At 48.4% G+C, this 18,845-nt stretch carries 16 protein-coding genes; 12 read left to right on the top strand and 4 right to left on the bottom strand.

Going from position 1 to position 18,845, the window contains the following annotated elements:
• Positions 1 to 59: 59 nt before the first annotated feature.
• Positions 60 to 2,132 (bottom strand): transglycosylase domain-containing protein, encoded by a 2,073-nt coding sequence (locus M1D67_RS20380; RefSeq protein ID WP_101561357.1) that lies wholly within the window; start codon positions 2,130 to 2,132, stop codon positions 60 to 62.
• Between the two features lie 368 nt (positions 2,133 to 2,500).
• Between M1D67_RS20380 and speE the strand changes: the two genes are divergently transcribed.
• The 4 genes from speE (at position 2,501) to argS (ending at position 6,509) form a co-directional block, all read left to right on the top strand.
• On the top strand, positions 2,501 to 3,331 hold the full coding sequence (gene speE, locus M1D67_RS20375) for a spermidine synthase (RefSeq protein WP_023857050.1): 831 nt from the start codon (positions 2,501 to 2,503) through the stop codon (positions 3,329 to 3,331).
• A 54-nt stretch (positions 3,332 to 3,385) separates the two neighbouring features.
• Complete coding sequence (gene speB, locus M1D67_RS20370; protein ID WP_023857051.1) at positions 3,386 to 4,258, top strand: agmatinase; 873 nt, start codon at positions 3,386 to 3,388, stop codon at positions 4,256 to 4,258.
• Positions 4,259 to 4,413: 155 nt separating this feature from the next.
• Positions 4,414 to 4,842, top strand: coding sequence for a YwiB family protein (locus M1D67_RS20365; RefSeq protein ID WP_023857052.1), 429 nt, complete (start codon positions 4,414 to 4,416; stop codon positions 4,840 to 4,842).
• On the top strand, positions 4,839 to 6,509 hold the full coding sequence (gene argS, locus M1D67_RS20360) for an arginine--tRNA ligase (RefSeq protein ID WP_023857053.1): 1,671 nt from the start codon (positions 4,839 to 4,841) through the stop codon (positions 6,507 to 6,509). Before M1D67_RS20365 ends, argS begins: the two co-directional genes overlap by 4 nt.
• Before the next feature lie 85 nt (positions 6,510 to 6,594).
• Here argS and M1D67_RS20355 read toward each other — a convergent pair whose 3' ends face one another.
• Both M1D67_RS20355 and cls read right to left on the bottom strand, forming a co-directional pair.
• On the bottom strand, positions 6,595 to 6,861 hold the full coding sequence (locus M1D67_RS20355) for a hypothetical protein (RefSeq protein ID WP_023857054.1): 267 nt from the start codon (positions 6,859 to 6,861) through the stop codon (positions 6,595 to 6,597).
• Positions 6,862 to 6,934: 73 nt separating this feature from the next.
• A complete protein-coding gene (cls, locus tag M1D67_RS20350; protein WP_145929969.1) occupies positions 6,935 to 8,125 on the bottom strand; it encodes a cardiolipin synthase in 1,191 nt (396 codons plus the stop codon).
• Positions 8,126 to 8,274: 149 nt separating this feature from the next.
• Here cls and M1D67_RS20345 point away from each other — a divergent pair, with 149 nt between their 5' ends.
• From M1D67_RS20345 to M1D67_RS20315, 7 genes are all read left to right on the top strand, one after another.
• Positions 8,275 to 10,389, top strand: a complete 2,115-nt coding sequence (locus M1D67_RS20345) for a (Fe-S)-binding protein (protein ID WP_145929970.1) — start codon at positions 8,275 to 8,277, stop codon at positions 10,387 to 10,389.
• A gap of 97 nt (positions 10,390 to 10,486) precedes the next feature.
• A complete protein-coding gene (locus M1D67_RS20340) occupies positions 10,487 to 11,665 on the top strand; it encodes an acetyl-CoA C-acetyltransferase (protein ID WP_080131530.1) in 1,179 nt (392 codons plus the stop codon).
• A gap of 16 nt (positions 11,666 to 11,681) precedes the next feature.
• Positions 11,682 to 12,545, top strand: a complete 864-nt coding sequence (locus tag M1D67_RS20335) for a 3-hydroxybutyryl-CoA dehydrogenase (protein WP_023857058.1) — start codon at positions 11,682 to 11,684, stop codon at positions 12,543 to 12,545.
• Between the two features lie 12 nt (positions 12,546 to 12,557).
• A complete protein-coding gene (locus tag M1D67_RS20330) occupies positions 12,558 to 13,688 on the top strand; it encodes an acyl-CoA dehydrogenase family protein (protein ID WP_026580251.1) in 1,131 nt (376 codons plus the stop codon).
• Positions 13,689 to 13,700: 12 nt separating this feature from the next.
• Positions 13,701 to 14,840: an acyl-CoA dehydrogenase gene (locus M1D67_RS20325; RefSeq protein WP_035337908.1), complete on the top strand. Its 1,140-nt coding sequence runs from the start codon at positions 13,701 to 13,703 to the stop codon at positions 14,838 to 14,840.
• 301 nt (positions 14,841 to 15,141) lie between these two features.
• Complete coding sequence (gene rpoE / locus M1D67_RS20320; protein ID WP_023857062.1) at positions 15,142 to 15,660, top strand: DNA-directed RNA polymerase subunit delta; 519 nt, start codon at positions 15,142 to 15,144, stop codon at positions 15,658 to 15,660.
• Between the two features lie 256 nt (positions 15,661 to 15,916).
• Complete coding sequence (locus tag M1D67_RS20315; protein WP_020453291.1) at positions 15,917 to 17,524, top strand: CTP synthase; 1,608 nt, start codon at positions 15,917 to 15,919, stop codon at positions 17,522 to 17,524.
• Between the two features lie 136 nt (positions 17,525 to 17,660).
• Here the strand turns inward: M1D67_RS20315 and M1D67_RS20310 are convergent, their stop codons facing one another.
• Positions 17,661 to 18,191: a DUF2529 domain-containing protein gene (locus M1D67_RS20310; protein WP_023857063.1), complete on the bottom strand. Its 531-nt coding sequence runs from the start codon at positions 18,189 to 18,191 to the stop codon at positions 17,661 to 17,663.
• A gap of 173 nt (positions 18,192 to 18,364) precedes the next feature.
• On the opposite strand from M1D67_RS20310, the gene M1D67_RS20305 reads away from it, so the two are divergent.
• A complete protein-coding gene (locus M1D67_RS20305) occupies positions 18,365 to 18,742 on the top strand; it encodes a response regulator (protein WP_094777382.1) in 378 nt (125 codons plus the stop codon).
• The last annotated feature ends 103 nt before the right edge of the window (positions 18,743 to 18,845 follow it).

The raw sequence follows: 18,845 nt of genomic DNA, 5'->3' as shown, positions 1-18,845 counted from the left end.
AAAAAACCCCCCGGACCGCCGTGAAGTCCGGGGGGTTCGTCTATCCCGCCCAAAAAAGTTTATTCTTCTTTTTTAAACCATTTTTCCCACCACTTTTTCCGCTTGTGGGGAGCGGCGGGTTTTTCGCGCCCGGCTTTTTGATCCTTATAGATTTCTTTTCCGTAGCAAACCTGCTCGGGTTCAGTACCTTCGATAAAATAAGCGAAATATTTGGACGGACAGCTGGGCGCCGCCGCATAGCCTGTAGCAGGGTCAATATACATCCCTTTCACGCCTTCAGGCGGCTTTAAAGCTGCGGCGGGCGCGTTTTCAAGCGCTTTTTCCATAAATTTGGCCCAAATTTGTTTGGCATAGTTTTTCTCTGCGACGGCATCGATTGTCCGCTCTTTGTCATATCCCGTCCACACGCCTGAAGCAAGGCCGGGATAAAAGCCGATCATCCAGCTGTCGGTGCTGGTCGTTCCCGATTTTCCGGCGTATGGGCGCGTCAGCTGATCTGCGATCGTCCGCCCGGTAACAGTTGTATAGCCGTTGAGTGATTTGTCGAACATTCCGCTCATCATGTTTGCCGTGATAAAAGCCGCTCTTGGGTCAAGGATTTGTTTGCTTCGCTTCGGTTTTTCGTAAAGAACCTCCCCGTTCGAATCGGTAATTTTCGTAATAAAGGAAGGTTCGATTTTTTTTCCGCCATTGGCAAACATGGCGTATCCGTTTACCATTTCAATCGGCTTCACGGGGGATGTTCCGAGCGCAAGCGACGGCACTTTTTGCAGCGGGCTCGTGATGCCGAATTGTTTTGCAGCATCAATCAGTTTGTCCATGCCGAGGAAAAGGTGCGTTTTCACGGCGTAAATGTTATCGGACAAAGCCAGGGCCTGAAGAAGAGTGATCGGGCCGTCTGCGTAATAGCCGTGATAGTTGCTCGGCGAATAAGCGCTGCCTTGCCCGAGCTCAAATGTCGTTTCTGCGCTCCTCATCCGGGTGGCCGGCGTAAAACCGTTTTGAACAGCCGAATAATAAAGGAAAGGCTTCATAGTGGAGCCGGGCTGCCGCATAGCCTGGGTTACGCGGTTAAACGGGCTTTTTTCGTAGTCGCGTCCTCCGACAAGCGCGAGAACGCTGCCGTCGGACGGATTGATCGCTGCAAACCCTGCCTGAATGTCAGATGACGAATCAATCGTGCGTTCGATCGTGTCCTCGGCAATTTTTTGGAGACGCGGGTTGAGCGTGGTGAATACGTTGTAGCCGCCGGTTTCTGCTTGCTCCGGTGTCAAATGCAGCAAGCGCGCGATTTCTTTAACCGCTTCGTCATAAAAGTACGGAGCGGTTTTAGCGGTTGTTTGCTTATCCTGTTTTTCAAAGCGGAGCGGCAGTTTTTTCAGTTCTGCCGCCTGCTTTTTCGTGAGCTTGTTTTCTTTCTCCATCATTGTCAGGATTATTTCCTGGCGTTCTTTCGCCTTTTTTTCATTAACAAAAGGCGAATAAACGGAAGGACCCTTTGGAATGCCGGCAAGCATCGCAGCTTCCGCCGCATTGATATCCTTGGCCCGTTTGCCAAAATACATCCGGGAAGCAGCTTCGATTCCGTAGGCTCCATGCCCGTAATAAATCGTATTTAAATAGCCTTCCAAAATATCTTTCTTTGTGTAGTTTTGTTCGAGCCGTATCGTATAAAAAGCTTCATTCCACTTTCTTTTCCATGTTTTATCGTGGCCGAGGTAGAGGTTTCTCGCATATTGCTGTGTAATGGTGCTGGCTCCCTGAACTTTGGACATCGCCTTTAGATCGGCGATGAGGGCGCCGCCCATCCTCATATAGTCGAAGCCATGGTGCCGGAAGAAGTTCCGGTCTTCAACGGCAAGTGTGGCATCGATGACGGCGGGATTGATGCTTTTCAGCGAAACCCAGTACCGCTTTTGCCCGTAATGCGTCTCTCCCATCTGCTTTCCGCTTCCGTCATACAGCACGGTAGACCTCGGCACCTGAATCGAAGGAGCGCCTTGCCATTTGGCTGCCAGGACCACCGTCATGACAACGATTGAAAGGAAGATCAGCATCAATGCTCCCATGAACAAAAATGCGCGTATCGTCTTGATAGTTAAACGGACCCGCTTGTCCGTCATCATGTCCATGTTCAAATCTCCTCCCGGATAAATAAATGTTCTTATCATTATGAGGAAAAAGAGGAGGGTTTAAACAAGCGGGAAGGAAAAAACCGCAGACCCTCTAGGAGGCGATTAACAGAGCAACCGGAGGAATCCTCAGTTTTGGCAGTCGCCGCTGCAGAATAAGCTTATGTACATCTGTGGCAAGCTCAGCCCAAAACGGCCGTCGGGAATGGAATGACTCCTGAAAATAAATCGATCCGTCTTTACAATCACCTGCAATTCCTCTATACTTTTTCCTTAGGCAAAAGCCGATGCTTCAGTGCAGAATAATCGTCGCCGCAGGCGAGAAAAATAGATGGAAATACAGCTTATCACGAAAGGAAGATGACGCTTTGAGCGGACTTTGGTACACAGAGAAGCAAACGAAAAACTTCGGCATTACGATGAAAATCAACAAGACTTTACATACAGAGCAGACGGACTTTCAAAAGCTCGAAATGGCCGAGACGGAAGAATTCGGCAACATGCTGTTTCTTGACGGCATGGTCATGACATCTGAAAAAGATGAATTTGTCTACCACGAAATGGTGGCGCATGTGCCCCTGTTTACGCATCCGAACCCTGAGCATGTACTTGTGGTCGGCGGCGGAGACGGCGGCGTCATCCGTGAAATTTTGAAGCATCCGAGCGTCAAAAAAGCGACGCTTGTCGATATCGACGGCAAGGTGATCGAATACTCTAAGAAATTTTTGCCTTCCATTGCAGGCAAACTTGACGATCCGCGCGTCGAAGTAAAGGTCGATGACGGCTTTATGCACATTGCAGAATCTGAAAATGAGTACGATGTCATCATGGTCGATTCAACCGAGCCTGTAGGGCCGGCTGTCAACTTGTTTACAAAAGGCTTTTACGCCGGCATAGCAAATGCGCTAAAGGAAGACGGCATTTTTGTTGCTCAGACGGACAACCCTTGGTTTACACCTGAACTGATCACTAACGTTCAGCGCGATGTAAAAGAGATCTTTCCGATTACAAAGCTGTATTTGGCCAACATTCCGACATATCCAAGCGGATTGTGGACGTTTACGATCGGTTCGAAAAAATACGATCCTCTTGAAGTGGAGGACAGTCGCTTCTTCGATATTGAGACGAAATACTATACAAAAGAAATTCATAAAGCGGCATTCGTCCTTCCGAAATTCGTCAGCGATTTAATCAAATAAAACAGTTTGGCGCAGGATGGTATTCTGCGCTTTTTTTCAGGGAGGTTTTTGAAGATGAGATTTGATGAAGCATATTCCGGCAAGGTGTTTATCGCAAGCCGCCCCGATTGGGAAGAGGCGGACGCCATCCTTTACGGCATGCCGATGGATTGGACGGTCAGCTACCGTCCCGGATCGCGCTTCGGTCCGGCGAGAATCCGCGAGGTGTCCATCGGGCTTGAAGAATACAGCCCTTATTTGGACAGGGAGCTTGACGAGGTTCATTTCTTTGACGCCGGCGACATCCCGCTGCCTTTCGGGAACCCGCAGAAGAGCCTCGACATGATTGAAGAATATGTTGACAGCATTTTAGAAAAAGGAAAATTCCCGCTCGGAATGGGAGGAGAGCACCTCGTTTCATGGCCGGTTATTAAAGCGATGTATAAAAAATATCCCGATCTTGCCATCATCCATATGGATGCGCACACAGATCTCCGCGTCGACTATGAAGGAGAGCCGCTCTCGCATTCGACGCCGATCCGCAAAGCAGCGGAACTGATCGGTCCCGGCAATGTCTATTCATTCGGCATCCGCTCCGGTATGAAAGAGGAGTTTGAATGGGCAAACGAAAACGGTATGCACATTTCCAAATTTGAAGTGCTTGAGCCGCTTAAATCCGTCCTGCCGAAACTCGCAGGGCGTCCGGTTTATGTAACGATTGACATCGATGTCTTAGATCCCGCTCATGCGCCGGGAACCGGTACGGTTGACGCCGGAGGCATCACATCAAAAGAGCTGCTCGCTTCGATTCACGAAATCGCCCGCTCAGACGTCAACGTTGTTGGAGGAGACCTGGTTGAGGTCGCTCCGGTCTACGACCATTCGGAACAAACCGCAAATACGGCAAGCAAGCTGATTCGCGAAATGCTGCTCGGCTGGGTGAAATAAACAGGCTGTCCTTTTTCGGGACGGCTTTTTTCTTAGAAAATGGTTTATCTTCCCGTCCGTTCTGTTAAGATGGTATAAAGGAGCAGCGGTTGAACTTTTTTTCCCGAATGATTATACTAATCAAGTCAAATCGGATCAAAAAAGGAAGTGTCGGAATGAACCAGGAGACACCCGTTAATATCCATGTGAAATCTGTTATCCGGGAAGGATCGGACACGGAAACGATCGAGTTCCGGACAACTGGGTTTTATTATATGAAAAAAGATAAAATATATCTTTCTTATCATGAAGAGCATGATGCGGGAAAGGTGAAGACGATCGTAAAAGCAAGCGAAAACGAAGTTCTGGTGATGCGTTCCGGCGCCATTGAAATGAAACAGCGTTTCAGGCCGGGCAGCCGCACCGTCACTCATTATAAAATGCCTTTCGGCAGGCTCGAGCTTGGCGTGGATACAAAATCCGTATCAGTCACCCGGCAGCCGCCAGACGGAAAGATCAGCGTTGAGTACGATATGATTGTAAGCGATGAACAAAAGCATTTACATATGATGTCGATTTCGTATAGAGGAGGACACGAGTCATGAACATAGTCGAACAAATGAAAGATGTGCTGAAGCAGGAAATTAAAGAAGCTGTCATGAAAGCCGGCCTCGCCGCAGAAAGCGAGATTCCCGAAGTCGTATTGGAAGTCCCGAAAGACAAGTCGCATGGAGACTATTCCACTAACATGGCGATGCAGCTGGCGAGAATCGCCAAAAAAGCGCCGCGGAATATTGCCGAGGAAATCGTCGCATCCTTTGATAAAGGAAAAGCGTCGATCGACAAACTTGATATCGCAGGACCGGGTTTTATCAATTTCTACATGAACAATCAATATTTAACGAAGCTCATTCCGGCTGTGCTTGAAGCAGGAGAGGCCTACGGTGAAACAAATATCGGAGGCGGAGAACGCGTTCAGGTGGAATTCGTCTCAGCAAACCCGACGGGCAACCTGCATCTTGGACATGCCCGCGGAGCCGCTGTCGGAGATTCTCTCTGCAATGTACTTGAAAAAGCGGGGTATGAAGTGAGCCGCGAATATTACATCAACGATGCCGGCAATCAAATCAACAACCTCGCATTATCCGTCGAGGCCCGTTACTTTCAGGCGCTTGGAAAAGACAAGCCGATGCCTGAAGACGGATATCACGGCGAAGACATTAAGGAAATCGGCCGAAAGCTCGCCGATGAATTCGGCGACCGTTTTGTTCATGAAGAAGAGAGCGAACGCCTCGCGTTTTTCCGTGAATACGGCTTAAAGTACGAATTAGGCAAACTTCGTGAAGACCTCGAGAATTTCCGTGTCCCATTTGATGTCTGGTACTCAGAGACATCGCTTTACCAAAACGGAAAGATCGATCAGGCGCTCGAAGCCCTTCGCGAAAAAGGGCACATCTATGAAGAAGACGGGGCGACATGGTTCCGCTCGACGGCATTCGGCGATGACAAAGACCGCGTTCTGATCAAAAAAGACGGGTCCTACACGTATCTTCTGCCTGACATCGCTTATCACAAAGACAAGCTTGACCGCGGCTTCCAAAAGCTGATCAACGTATGGGGAGCGGACCATCACGGCTATATCCCGCGCATGAAAGCGGCCATTGAAGCGCTCGGTTATGACAAAGAAACGCTTGAGGTCGAGATCATCCAGCTCGTCCATCTCTACAAGAACGGCGAAAAAATGAAGATGAGCAAAAGAACCGGAAAAGCTGTGACAATGCGCGATCTCATTGATGAGGTCGGCCTTGACGCGGTGCGTTACTTCTTTGCGATGCGCAGCGCCGATACGCACATGGACTTTGATCTTGACCTGGCTGTCTCCACATCGAATGAAAACCCGGTTTACTACGCGCAGTACGCTCATGCGAGAATTTGCAGCATGCTGCGACAAGGCGAAGAAAAAGGTATTTCATTTGAAGGGAACCTTGACCTGACGAAAATCGCTTCTGAAAAAGAGTATGATCTGCTTAAAGTGATCGGCTCGTTCCCTGAGGCTGTCGCCGATGCCGCAGAGAAGCGGATTCCGCACCGCATTACAAACTATATTTTTGAATTGGCGTCTGTGCTCCACAGCTTTTACAATGCTGAGAAAGTTCTCGATCCGGCAGATGAAGAAAAAAGCCGGGCGCGTTTATCATTGATGAAGGCAACACAAATCACATTAAATAATGCACTCAAGCTGATCGGCGTATCAGCTCCTGAAAAAATGTAAAACGAATCCCCCGTCCTTTGAACGGGGGATTTTTTCTTGATTTGGTGAGGAGGCGTCTCACACAAGGAAGGTCCGTCGCCTTCCCTTATTGAACTTGAGCGTCAGAAAGAATCGATTGTGCTTTTCTTACTAACTCCTGCGCCATCTTCCCTTCGATGACAATCAGGCACTCATTTTCGCGATTGGCCATTCTGAACATTTCCAGTTCAATTAAATCTTTAATTTTGCACATTGTTTTTCTTGAGCATATATAAAGCTGATGTCTGGCTGAGCGGCAAAGTCTGTACAGCTCAATCAAGTTTTTTAATGTCATCGATTGTGCGCGGAGCTTAATCGACTCTGCTTGGTTCATCATATATCCCTCCGTATGTAATCATCACTTTGGTGAAATGTTACCCGCATGTTATGCAGGATAAACGTACGATTCATAAAAAATATGAAATCGATTTCGCCAGCCATTCGATGGGCCGCTGCATCACCGGCCGCTTCGCATACCGCTCCTTTGTCAGAAGCTCGGCGTGTTCAATACTTTCTTTGACGACGTCAAAGAATTGTTTTGTCCAGTCTTTATCATGGATGACGACATTCACTTCATCATTGAGAAACAGGCTTCGATTGTCAAAATTTGACGTTCCGATCATCACATGCCGGTCGTCGACGATCAATGCTTTTGCATGATAAAAGCCTCTGTAGTACCGGTAAATATAGCAACCCGCCTCCAAAAGTGCGGGAAAGTTCGTGTAGGCGGCCTCTTTGACAAGCGGATGGTCGGCTTTCATCGGCACGAGAACCGAGACGATCACGCCTCTTTCCCTGGCTGAAAGAACTGCTTGCTGCAAAGCCGGACTCGGAATATAGTACGGCGTGCAAATCATGATTCTTTCTTTTGCCTGATCAATAAATGAAATATATTTTTCTTCCAGAGAAAACCCCTTTGTCGCATGTATCGAATGGGTGACAGCTCCTTGATGGAGCGGCGGGAACATGCCGCTGTCCGGCTGTGATAGCGGCGCTTCTCTATTGAAGTCTGATAAAAAAATGTGCTGCAAGTCGGCAACACCTTCCCCCGTCATTCGCAAATGGTAATCCTTCCACGGGCCGAATTCCGCTTTTTTACCAAGGTATTCTTTCGCAATGTTAAATCCGCCCACATAGCCGATCTTTCCGTCTATGACGGCGATTTTCCGGTGATTTCTTGCATTCAGTCGATAAAAGAAATAAGGGAAGCCCGGATTGTTGACAAAAAAAACGTGCGCTCCGCTTTGTTTCAAGTCTGACAGCGTTTTTTTCTTTACCTTCATCGCGCCGATCCGGTCAATCAGCAAGCGTACGCATACGCCGGCTTTCGCTTTATCCTTCAGCATTTTTAAAAATTCAAGGCTGATATCATCGTTCTTCACAATATAAAACATGACATGCACCGACGATTCGGCCTGGCGGATGTCATCCAGCAGCCGCTCACACAAGTCTTCTCCGTTATGAATCAGTTCAATATCGCTTTTCTTCTCTGAAAAAACGGGTTCGTAGGCTTTCCTTTCAAAGGCTTTGCGGCCGAAACGGAAATCGAGCGCAAGAAGCAGGATGAGAAAACATACCATAATCATAAGCGGCACCAATGAAGACACTCCCTTTTTTCGTGTAAAGAATAGTGTCCCCCTAATTTCCTGCATTTATGAAAACATATTGACTGAACACTCATTCATTATTTAAGATAAAGGTAGTTCAAGGGGATTTAAGGTTGGGGAAATGAAAGGGGGAGCAGCTGATGAATGTCTTATTGTGGTTGAATTTCATTGCGTTTTTAGGTGTAACCGCTTACGCCGTTTATCTGTTTGTCTACTTGATCCGAACGAGAATCAGTTACATCAGGCTCGGACAAAAAGAGGATTTTGATAAGCGGACGAAGGAGCGCCTTCAAAAGATATGGGAGAACGTGTTCGGCCAAAAGAAACTGCTTAAAGATAAAAAAAGCGGCATTATCCACGTCATGTTTTTTTACGGCTTTATTCTCGTTCAGTTCGGAGCGATCGATTTTATTTTGAAAGGGCTCGTTCCCGATCAAGGACTTCCGCTTGGCAGCGTCTACCCGGCGTTTACGTTTTTTCAGGAAATCGTCACGTTGATGATTTTAATTGCGGTGGTCTGGGCCTTTCACAGGCGCTATATTGAAAAACTCGTCAGACTGAAGCGCAATTTGAAGTCGGGGATCGTGCTCATGCTGATCGGCGGCTTGATGTTTACCGTTTTACTCGGAAACGGTATGAACATGATCTGGCATGAACATTCATTATCATGGCACGAACCGATGGCATCAGGCATCGCTTTTGCCCTCGGCTTCATGGGAGAAACCGCCTCAGCGGCAGTGTTCTATGCGGCATGGTGGGCGCATCTTCTTATCTTACTGACATTTTTAGTCTATGTGCCGCAGTCAAAGCACGCCCACTTAATTGCCGGACCGGCAAACGTATTTTTCAGCCGGCTGACAAACCCGGGAAAGCTTCAAAAAATCGATTTTGAAGATGAAACAAAAGAAACGTTCGGCGTCGGACGGATCGAGGAATTCAGGCAATCCCAGCTGATCGATCTTTACGCGTGCGTTGAATGCGGGCGCTGTACCAATATGTGCCCGGCTACCGGAACAGGCAAGATGCTTTCGCCAATGGATCTGATTTTGCGGCTCAGAGACCATTTGACAGAAAAGGGAGCAGCAGTAACATCGAAAACGCCTTGGGTTCCCGCGCCTCTCTTTCAGCATACGAAAGGCAACCAGCTGGCCATGGCGGCGGGAGGAGAAGGATCAAGAGAAGCGGCTGCTTCAGAGCTATACAATCCGAGCTTAATCGGCGACATCATCACCGAAGAGGAAATTTGGGCATGCACAACGTGCCGCAATTGTGAAGATCAGTGCCCGGTCATGAATGAGCACGTCGACAAGGTCATCGATCTCCGCCGCTATCTCGTGCTCACAGAAGGAAAAATGGATGCAGATGCCCAGCGCGCCATGACGAGCATTGAAAGACAGGGTAACCCTTGGGGATTAAACAGAAAAGAACGCGAAAACTGGCGTGACATGAGAGACGACGTTAAGGTGCCGACAGTGAAAGAAATGAAGAAAAAAGGCGAGTCCTTTGAATACCTGTTCTGGGTCGGGTCGATGGGATCGTATGACCGGAGAAGCCAGAAGATCGCCATGGCTTTCGCGCGCCTTCTCAATCAAGCCGGGGTCACGTTCGCGATTTTAGGCAATAAAGAAAAAAATTCAGGAGATACGCCGAGGCGGCTTGGCAACGAGTTTTTATTCCAGGAGCTTGCCGCAAAAAACATTGAAGAATTTGAAAAAAATGATGTTCGAAAAATTGTAACCATCGATCCGCATGCATACAATATTTTTAAAAATGAATATCCTGATTTTGGTCTGAAAGCGGAGGTGTATCATCATACAGAAATTCTCGCTGCCCTTATTGAAGAAGGAAGGCTGAAACCTGAGTTTCCGGTTCGCGAAACCGTCACCTTTCATGATTCATGCTATTTGGGCCGCTACAATGAGGTTTACGAACCGCCGCGCGATATTCTGCACTCCATTCCGGGTATCCATTTAGTGGAAATGGAACGCAGCCGTGAAAACGGAATGTGTTGCGGAGCGGGGGGCGGTCTCATGTGGATGGAGGAAGAGACGGGCACAAGGATCAACGTTGCCAGAACGGAGCAGGCGCTCAGCGCTTCACCTTCTGTCATCAGTTCGGGCTGTCCGTATTGTTTGACGATGCTAGGCGACGGAACAAAAGCCAAGGAAATGGAGGATCAGGTCGGCACCTACGATGTGGCGGAGCTGCTTGAACGCGCCGTATTCGGCTCAGAACAAAAAGAACATGCTTCATAGACGGATTTCAGGTTTTGAATAAAGAAGGTGTGAGCCGGATCTCCGCCTTCTTTTATCTTCGGTATGCACAAATCATGATAAGGGGAGAGGATGTCAGGTGGCGAGATCGGTTATTGCAGGCGGCGCGCGCACGCCTTTTGGAAAACTCGGGGGCGCGCTTCAGTCAAAGACGGCAGCGGAGCTCGGCGGAATCGCCGTAAAAGAAGCATTAAAACGTTCCGGTGTACATCCTGAGGATGTCGATGAAGTCATTATGGGTTCCGTTCTTCAAGGCGGACAGGGGCAGCTGCCGTCGAGACAGGCTGCGCGTTTTGCGGGACTGCCATGGGACGTCAAAACGGAAACGATTAATAAAGTGTGCGCTTCAGGTTTAAGAAGCGTCACAATGGCGGATCAGATCATCCGGGCCGGTGATGCGGAGGTCATTGCAGCAGGAGGTATGGAATCGATGTCAAATGCCCCTTATTTGCTTCAAAAAGCGAGATGGGGGCTGAGAATGGGAGACGGAGCGGTTAAAGATTTGATGATCACAGACGGGCTGACATGCTCATTTACGGGTGTTCATATGGGCTCCTACGGAAATGCCGTTGCGAAAGAGTTGGAGATTGCAAGAGAAGAGCAGGATCGATGGGCGCTCAGGAGCCACATGCGGGCCGTACAGGCTGCAGCTTCAGGTGCGCTCGGAGAAGAGATCGTCCCTGTTTGTATACCGCAGAAGCGGGGCGGCGAATTAACGGTTGATCAAGATGAAGCTCCGCGGCGCGATACGTCATTGGAAAGGCTGTCACAGCTTGCTCCGGTTTTTGACCACGATGGGACAATTACTGCGGGAAACGCGCCGGGGGTAAATGACGGAGCATGCTCGCTTATCGTGATGAATGAAGACAGGGCAAAGGAACTCAATGTGAATGTGTCCGCCGTCATTAAAGCGCACACATCCATTGCAGTCGAAGCCAAAGACTTCCCGAAAACCCCAGGGCTTGTCATCAGAGAACTGCTTAACAAAACCGGAGCTGAGCTTTCTGATATCAAACTGTTTGAAATCAATGAAGCGTTCGCCGCGGTAGCTTTGGCAAGCGGAAAGATCGTGGGCCTTGACATGGAGAAGGTCAATGTCAACGGCGGCGCCATCGCGCTAGGTCATCCGATCGGCGCGAGCGGGGCAAGAATCATTTTGACGCTTATGTACGAATTAAAACGGCGCGGCGGCGGTACAGGTATTGCTGCCATTTGCAGCGGCGGCGGTCAGGGAGACGCCGTGATGATCGAGGTATAAAAAAGGGGGATTTTAAATGAAAAAAGACACGATCATGGTCATCGGAGCCGGCCAGATGGGGGCCGGGATCGCCCAGGTCTCTGCCCAGGCCGGATACAATGTTTACATGTACGACGTATCACCTGACCAAATTGAAAAGGGAATGAAGCGCATTTCCGGCCAGCTAGTCAGACAGGCGGAAAAAGGCAAGCTTCCACATGGAGACGTACAGCAAATCTACCAGCGTCTTTCTCCTTCGGCTTCGCTCGACGATGCGCGGGAAGCTTTTCTCATCATTGAAGCGGCTGTTGAGCAAATGGATGTAAAAAAAGAGATTTTCAAACGGCTTGATGAAGTGACCGAAGACTCAGCCCTATTGGCATCAAATACATCGTCATTGTCGATTACGGAACTCGCTTCCGTTACGAAAAAACCTCAAAATGTCATCGGCATGCATTTTATGAACCCGGTTCCGGTCATGCAGCTTGTCGAGGTCATCAGGGGGCTTGAGACGAGCGGCGAAACATATGAAACCGTCGTGGCTGCGGCGGAGCGGATGAACAAGGTTCCGATCGAGGTGCGGGATTTTCCGGGATTTATCTCCAACCGCATTTTAATGCCGATGATTAACGAGGCGGTTTTTGCGCTTTATGAAGGCGTCGCCGAGAAAGAAAGCATAGACGGAATCATGAAGCTTGGCATGAACCATCCGATGGGCCCGCTGGCTCTCGCTGACCTGATTGGTCTGGATACGTGTCTGTATATTATGGAGACGTTGCATGAAGGTTTTGGCGATGATAAATACCGGCCTTGTCCGCTCCTTAAACAATATGTCAGCGCAGGACGTCTCGGAAAGAAAACGGGCAGAGGGTTTTATACGTACGAAAAGCAGCCGACATAAGGAGGGGTGACCTTGAATTTTCAGTTTACAGAAGAGCAGACCCGCATGCAGAAGATTGTCAGGCAATTTGTTAAACAGGAGGTCGCTCCTTTTGTACCTGAAATGGAGAAAGGGCGTTTTCCAACCTCTCTTTTGAAGAAAATGGCGGAGCGCGGCTGGATGGGGCTTCCGATTCCGGCTAAGTACAGCGGGGCCGGTCATGACTTTATCACCTATATAATGATCATCCATGAGCTGTCAAAGAAAAGCGCCGTTCTTGGCGCGGTTCTATCTGTACACACGTCAATTGTCACCATTCCCATTCTTTTATACGGAAATGAGCGGCAAAAAGAACATTATGTTAAAAAGCTGGCAGCAGGGCAGTACTTGGGAGCCTTTTGTTTAACCGAACCGAGTGCCGGTTCCGATGCGGGCAGTCTAAAAACCAGGGCCGAAAAGCGCGGCGATACCTATGTGCTCAACGGTACGAAAGTTTTTATCACAAACGGCGGAGCCGCCGACATTTATCTTGTTTTTGCTTCAACCGATCCGAAAGCGGGAACGGGGGGCATTTCGGCTTTTATCGTGGAGAAGGGCACGCCGGGCTTTTTTATTGGGAAAAATGAAGAGAAAATGGGGCTTCACGGTTCACTGACGGTCACTTTAAATTTTGATAACGCTGTCATCCCCGCCCGGCAGCTGCTGGGGAAGGAAGGTAAAGGATTCAAAATGGCCCTTTCCAATCTGGATACCGGGCGGATCGGAATTGCGGCGCAGGCTCTGGGCATCGCCGAAGGAGCGCTTTCTGAAGCCATCGAATTTCTAAAAATACGGTATCCGGACGGAGAGCTGTATAAGAACGGACAAGGGCTTGCTTTTAAGCTGGCCGACATGGCGGCGAGGACAGAGGCTGCCAGGCTTCTCGTTTATCAGGCCGCTTCGCTGAAACAACAAGGCGTCCAGACGGGAAAGGCTGCTTCAATGGCCAAACTGTTCGCTTCGGAAACGGCAATGTATGTCGCCGGAGAGGCCGTGCAGCTGCTCGGAGATTTTGGATATACAAAGGATTTCAGCGCTGAACGATATTTCAGGGATGCGAAAGTGTGTGAAATTTATGAGGGCACAAGCGAGATCCAGCGGATCGTCATCGGTAAGCATTTATAAGGGGGGAAAAGAATGATCTTTAAGCTGAGTGAAGAGCACCAAATGATACAGAAGATGGTGCGCGACTTTGCCCGTCAAGAGGTGGAGCCGACTGCAAAGGAGCGGGATGAGGAAGAGCGGTTTGACATGGAACTGTTTTCCAAAATGGCGGAATTGGGGTTGACGGGAATACCGTGGCCTGAGGAATACGGGGGGATCGGCAGTGACTACCTCGCCTATGTCATCGCAGTAGAAGAGCTTTCGAAAGTCTGCGCCTCAACGGGCGTCACCTTGTCAGCCCATACTTCGCTTGCAGGCTGGCCGATTTATGCATTTGGAACGGAAGAACAGAAGCAGGAATACTTAAAGCCGATGGCCCGCGGTGAAAAGATAGGCGCCTACGGATTGACGGAGCCCGGTTCAGGCTCTGATGCCGGCGGCATGAAAACGACCGCGGTCAGAAATGGTGATGATTATATTTTAAATGGAACGAAGATCTTTATCACAAACGGCGGAATTGCAGACATCTACATCGTGTTTGCCAACCTTGCGCCGGAACAGAAGCACAAAGGCACAACCGCTTTTATCGTTGAAAAGGATTTTCCCGGTTTTTCTGTCGGAAAAAAAGAAAGGAAGCTGGGCATCCGTTCATCGCCGACAACCGAAATTATCTTTCAGGACTGCCGCGTGCCTTTAAAAAACCGCCTTGGCGGGGAAGGTGAAGGCTTTAAAATCGCAATGCAGACGCTTGATGGAGGAAGAAACGGAATTGCCGCTCAAGCCGTCGGGATTGCCCAGGGTGCATTTGAGGCGGCGAAGGCGTATGCGAAAGAGCGGAAGCAATTCGGCAGGCCGATCGCCGAGCAGCAGGGCATCGCTTTTAAACTGGCTGATATGGCGACGGAGATTGAAGCTTCAAGGCTTTTAACCTACCAGGCGGCATGGCTGGAATCAGAGGGGCTGCCTTATGGAAAAGCTTCCGCGATGTCGAAGCTATATGCAGGGGATACGGCTATGAAAGTGACGACGGAGGCCGTGCAAATATTCGGCGGATACGGCTACACAAAGGATTATCCGGTCGAGCGCTTTATGCGCGATGCAAAAATCACTCAAATCTATGAAGGAACGCAGGAAATACAGAAGCTCGTCATTTCGAGAATGCTGATGAAATAAGGGCGGAAAACAGCCGTCTGGCACGGTTTGGACTGCTGCCGGCGGACAGGCCGCCGACGCAGTTTTTTCGTTTTCAAGGGGCCGGACGCTCCCGGCTGTTCTATGTTTCAATCCCGCTTGCCGCCGATTTCCAATGCAACAGGTAAAAATTATTGAATTAACGGGAATAAAGGTGGCATAAAGTGATTTCTTTTGTTTATAATGAGAGGTATGGTTTGTCGTAAAGACAGGGATTACATGCTTATTTTCTATGACAGAGATAGTAGATACATACATGAAGATAGAAAGGGAGTGTCTGGCGATGAGTTTGAAACAATACTCAGAGGAACAGCTAAAGGAAATGGCTTTAGTTGAAATCGCATACGAAATTTTTTCGGAACACAAAAAACCGATTACATTCCAGGAGCTAACAGATCAAGTGGCTTCCTTGCTTGGAATGGGGAAAGAAGAGCTGGAAGACCGCATCGCCCAGTTCTACACAGATTTAAATATCGACGGACGCTTTTTGGCGCTGTCAGACCAAACGTGGGGCCTGCGCAGCTGGTATCCGTATGATCAGCTTGATGAAGAAACACAACCGACTGTAAAAGCGAAAAAGAAAAAAGCGAAAAAAGTGGTTGAAGAAGATCTTGATCTTGACGAATTCGAAGAAATCGACGAGGATGATATTCTTCTTGACGATGTCGAAGACGACTTGGACATTGCCGCCGATGAATTCGAAGAAATCGATGAAGCCGACGATGATGAACTGGATGATCTTGAAGACGAGATCCTGGACGATGATGATGAAGATTTTGAAGAAGAGGAAGACGAGGAGTAATTTTGCCGCCTGAACGGAATTCATGTTTAAATCGATCTTGACTTTCACAGGCGAACTATGTAGTATGTATTTTGGGCTCTTCAAAACGAAGAGATTCGAGTGATACGGACTATCAGCTCCCTTTCAAGAAATTGAAAGGGAGCTTTCTTGTTTTTCCGCCTCCTTATCATTTAAATCATTTAGAAAAGATCTAAATGATTTTTCATAAAAAGAGCATTTTAAGGAATAAGCGTTAATCGAAGAGAGGGGTACAGAAATGACAAAATATATCTTTGTAACCGGAGGAGTTGTATCCTCGCTTGGAAAAGGAATTACGGCGTCTTCGCTCGGCCGCCTGCTGAAGAACAGAGGTTTGAATGTCACCATTCAAAAATTTGACCCGTATATCAACGTAGACCCGGGGACAATGAGCCCGTATCAGCACGGTGAAGTGTTCGTAACCGACGACGGTGCGGAAACGGATCTTGACCTCGGCCACTATGAGCGCTTCATCGACATCAATTTAAATAAATACAGCAACGTGACAACAGGAAAAATCTATTCCACGGTGCTGAAAAAAGAGCGCAGAGGCGATTATTTAGGCGGTACCGTACAGGTTATACCTCATATCACAAATGAAATTAAAGACCGCGTATTCCGCGCCGGAAAAGAAACGGGCGCTGATGTCGTGATCACCGAAATCGGCGGAACCGTCGGTGATATCGAATCGCTGCCGTTTCTTGAAGCGATCCGCCAGATCAAGAGCGATGTCGGCCGCGACAATGTGATGTACATTCACTGTACGCTAGTTCCATATCTTAAAGCGGCGGGAGAAATGAAAACAAAGCCGACTCAGCACAGCGTAAAAGAACTGCGCAGCCTCGGCATTCAGCCAAATGTCATCGTCGTGAGAACAGAAATGCCGATTTCTCAGGACATGAAAGATAAAATCGCGCTGTTCTGCGACATCGATCCTAAAGCCGTCATCGAGGCCGGCGATGCGGATACGCTCTACTCCATTCCTCTCGACCTGCAAAAACAAGGGCTGGACAGCTTAGTCTGCAGCCACTTGAAGCTGGATTGCAGAGAAGCCGATATGGAAGAATGGAAAGAACTTGTCAAAAAGGTGAAAAGTCTGTCCAAAACGGTGACAATCGCTTTGGTTGGTAAATACGTCGAGCTCCCGGATGCCTACATTTCAGTTGTGGAATCGCTTCGCCATGCGGGTTATGCGTTTGACGCAGACATTCAGGTTAAATGGATCAATGCGGAAGAAGTGACGGAAGACAACGTTGCCGACCTTGTTCAGAATGCGGATGGTATTCTTGTGCCGGGCGGATTTGGAGACCGCGGTGTTGAAGGGAAAATCACGACAGTCAAATATGCCCGCGAACAAAAGATTCCGTTCTTCGGCATTTGCCTCGGAATGCAGGTGGCATCGATTGAATACGCAAGAAATGTGCTCGGTCTTGAAGGAGCGCACTCAGCCGAAATCGATCCTTCCACACCGTATCCGATTATCGACCTTCTCCCTGAACAAAAGGACATTGAAGACCTTGGCGGAACACTGCGTCTCGGACTTTATCCGTGCAAGCTTCAAGAAGGGTCGAAAGCGTATCAGGCATATGAAAATGAAGTGGTCTATGAACGCCACCGCCACCGCTATGAATTCAACAACGAATTCAGACAGCAGATGGAAGAAGCCGGATTTGTATTTTCCGGGACAAGCCCTGACGGCCGTCTCGTGGAGATTATCGAGCTTAAAGATCATCCATGGTTTGTCGCGTCTCAGTTCCACCCTGAATTCACGTCAAGACCGACAAGACCTCAGGCTCTGTTCAGAGACTTCGTACATGCTTCGCTGAAGACTTCGGAAAAGCTGTAAAAAAGAAAAAGGCCTACCGGCACATCACGCCGGCAGGCCTTTTTTGGATTTTTCTGGTGATAATGGCGGCCCGAACTGGTACTATATTCATTAAGGCCGGCCCCACCGTCATTAATTTCCTTTAGGCAACCCTGTTTTATTGGTATTCCTGAAGAATTTCCTTTAATGTAAAGGATAGGGCATGATAAATGTAGAGGCTGACCATCAGGGACGGAAATCCGAACCTTGTTCCGTCTTCATCGGGAAGAAGCGGCATTCTCAGCTTTGAATCGATATGGACATCGGCGAATGATGCGATCGGGGCGCCGTCTTTTCCCGAAGGGGAGACGACAACAAGTCCGATTCCTCTTTCATACAGTTTTTCCGCCATTTTCAGCTCTTCGTCATCCGCTGAACCGGCGCAGAACATCAGCACTTTGTCCGTCATTTCAAAATCGGGCCAGTTTTCTTCGTTCTTCGGCAGCACTTTGACTGAGGGGAACGGTTCAGAACTGTACATCGCTTCTTTCAAAATGCCTTCCAATTCATTTTTTCCGTATACATAAACCGAATGATCACTGATGACCGCCTGAGCCAACAAGCGGGCGCCGTCCTCTATCGATTGGGCCTCGCCCTCTTGAATCCGGTTGAAGATTCCCGTCAATTGAGTGGTGAAAATTTTAAGCAAGCTGACTCCTCCTTTTTTACTGACTATCATTATATAACAAAAGAGAATAATGGGAAAAATCCTCTAAATATGTCGCAAACTTAAATATTTTAATTAAAGGAAAAGAGAAAAACAAAACAGAATAGATAAACTACTGCTTAATTTTGGCGAAAATTATAAATATAGAGGTGTAAATCATGAATGAGAAGATTTTAATCGTAGACGACCAGTACGGGATTCGGGTTCTGCTGAATGAAGTTTTCAATAAAGAAGGATACAAAACCTTCCAGGCTGCGAACGGGATTCAAGCGCTTGACATTGTGAAAAACCAGCGCCCCGACCTCGTTTTGCTCGATATGAAAATCCCCGGCATGGACGGAATTGAAATTTTGAAAAGGATGAAGGTCATTGACGAGGGGATCCGGGTCATCATTATGACGGCCTACGGAGAGCTCGACATGATCCAGGAATCGAAGGAGCTCGGAGCCCTGACGCACTTTGCGAAGCCTTTTGACATCGACGAAATTCGCGATGCCGTTAAAACCTATCTGCCTATAAAGTCCAACGGATAGCTGAAAAGTTTTTGATGTTGTCACAGTCACAATGTTGCCGATTTGTTGATTAATTGTTATTCTATATAAGTAGAGAAAAGCTATCTAACGTTTTTAAAAAACC

It is taken from the genome of Bacillus sp. PK6-025 (assembly GCF_056530265.1).
The sequence above is the reverse complement of the archived record's forward strand: the minus strand, read 5'-3'. Positions and strand labels throughout refer to the sequence as shown.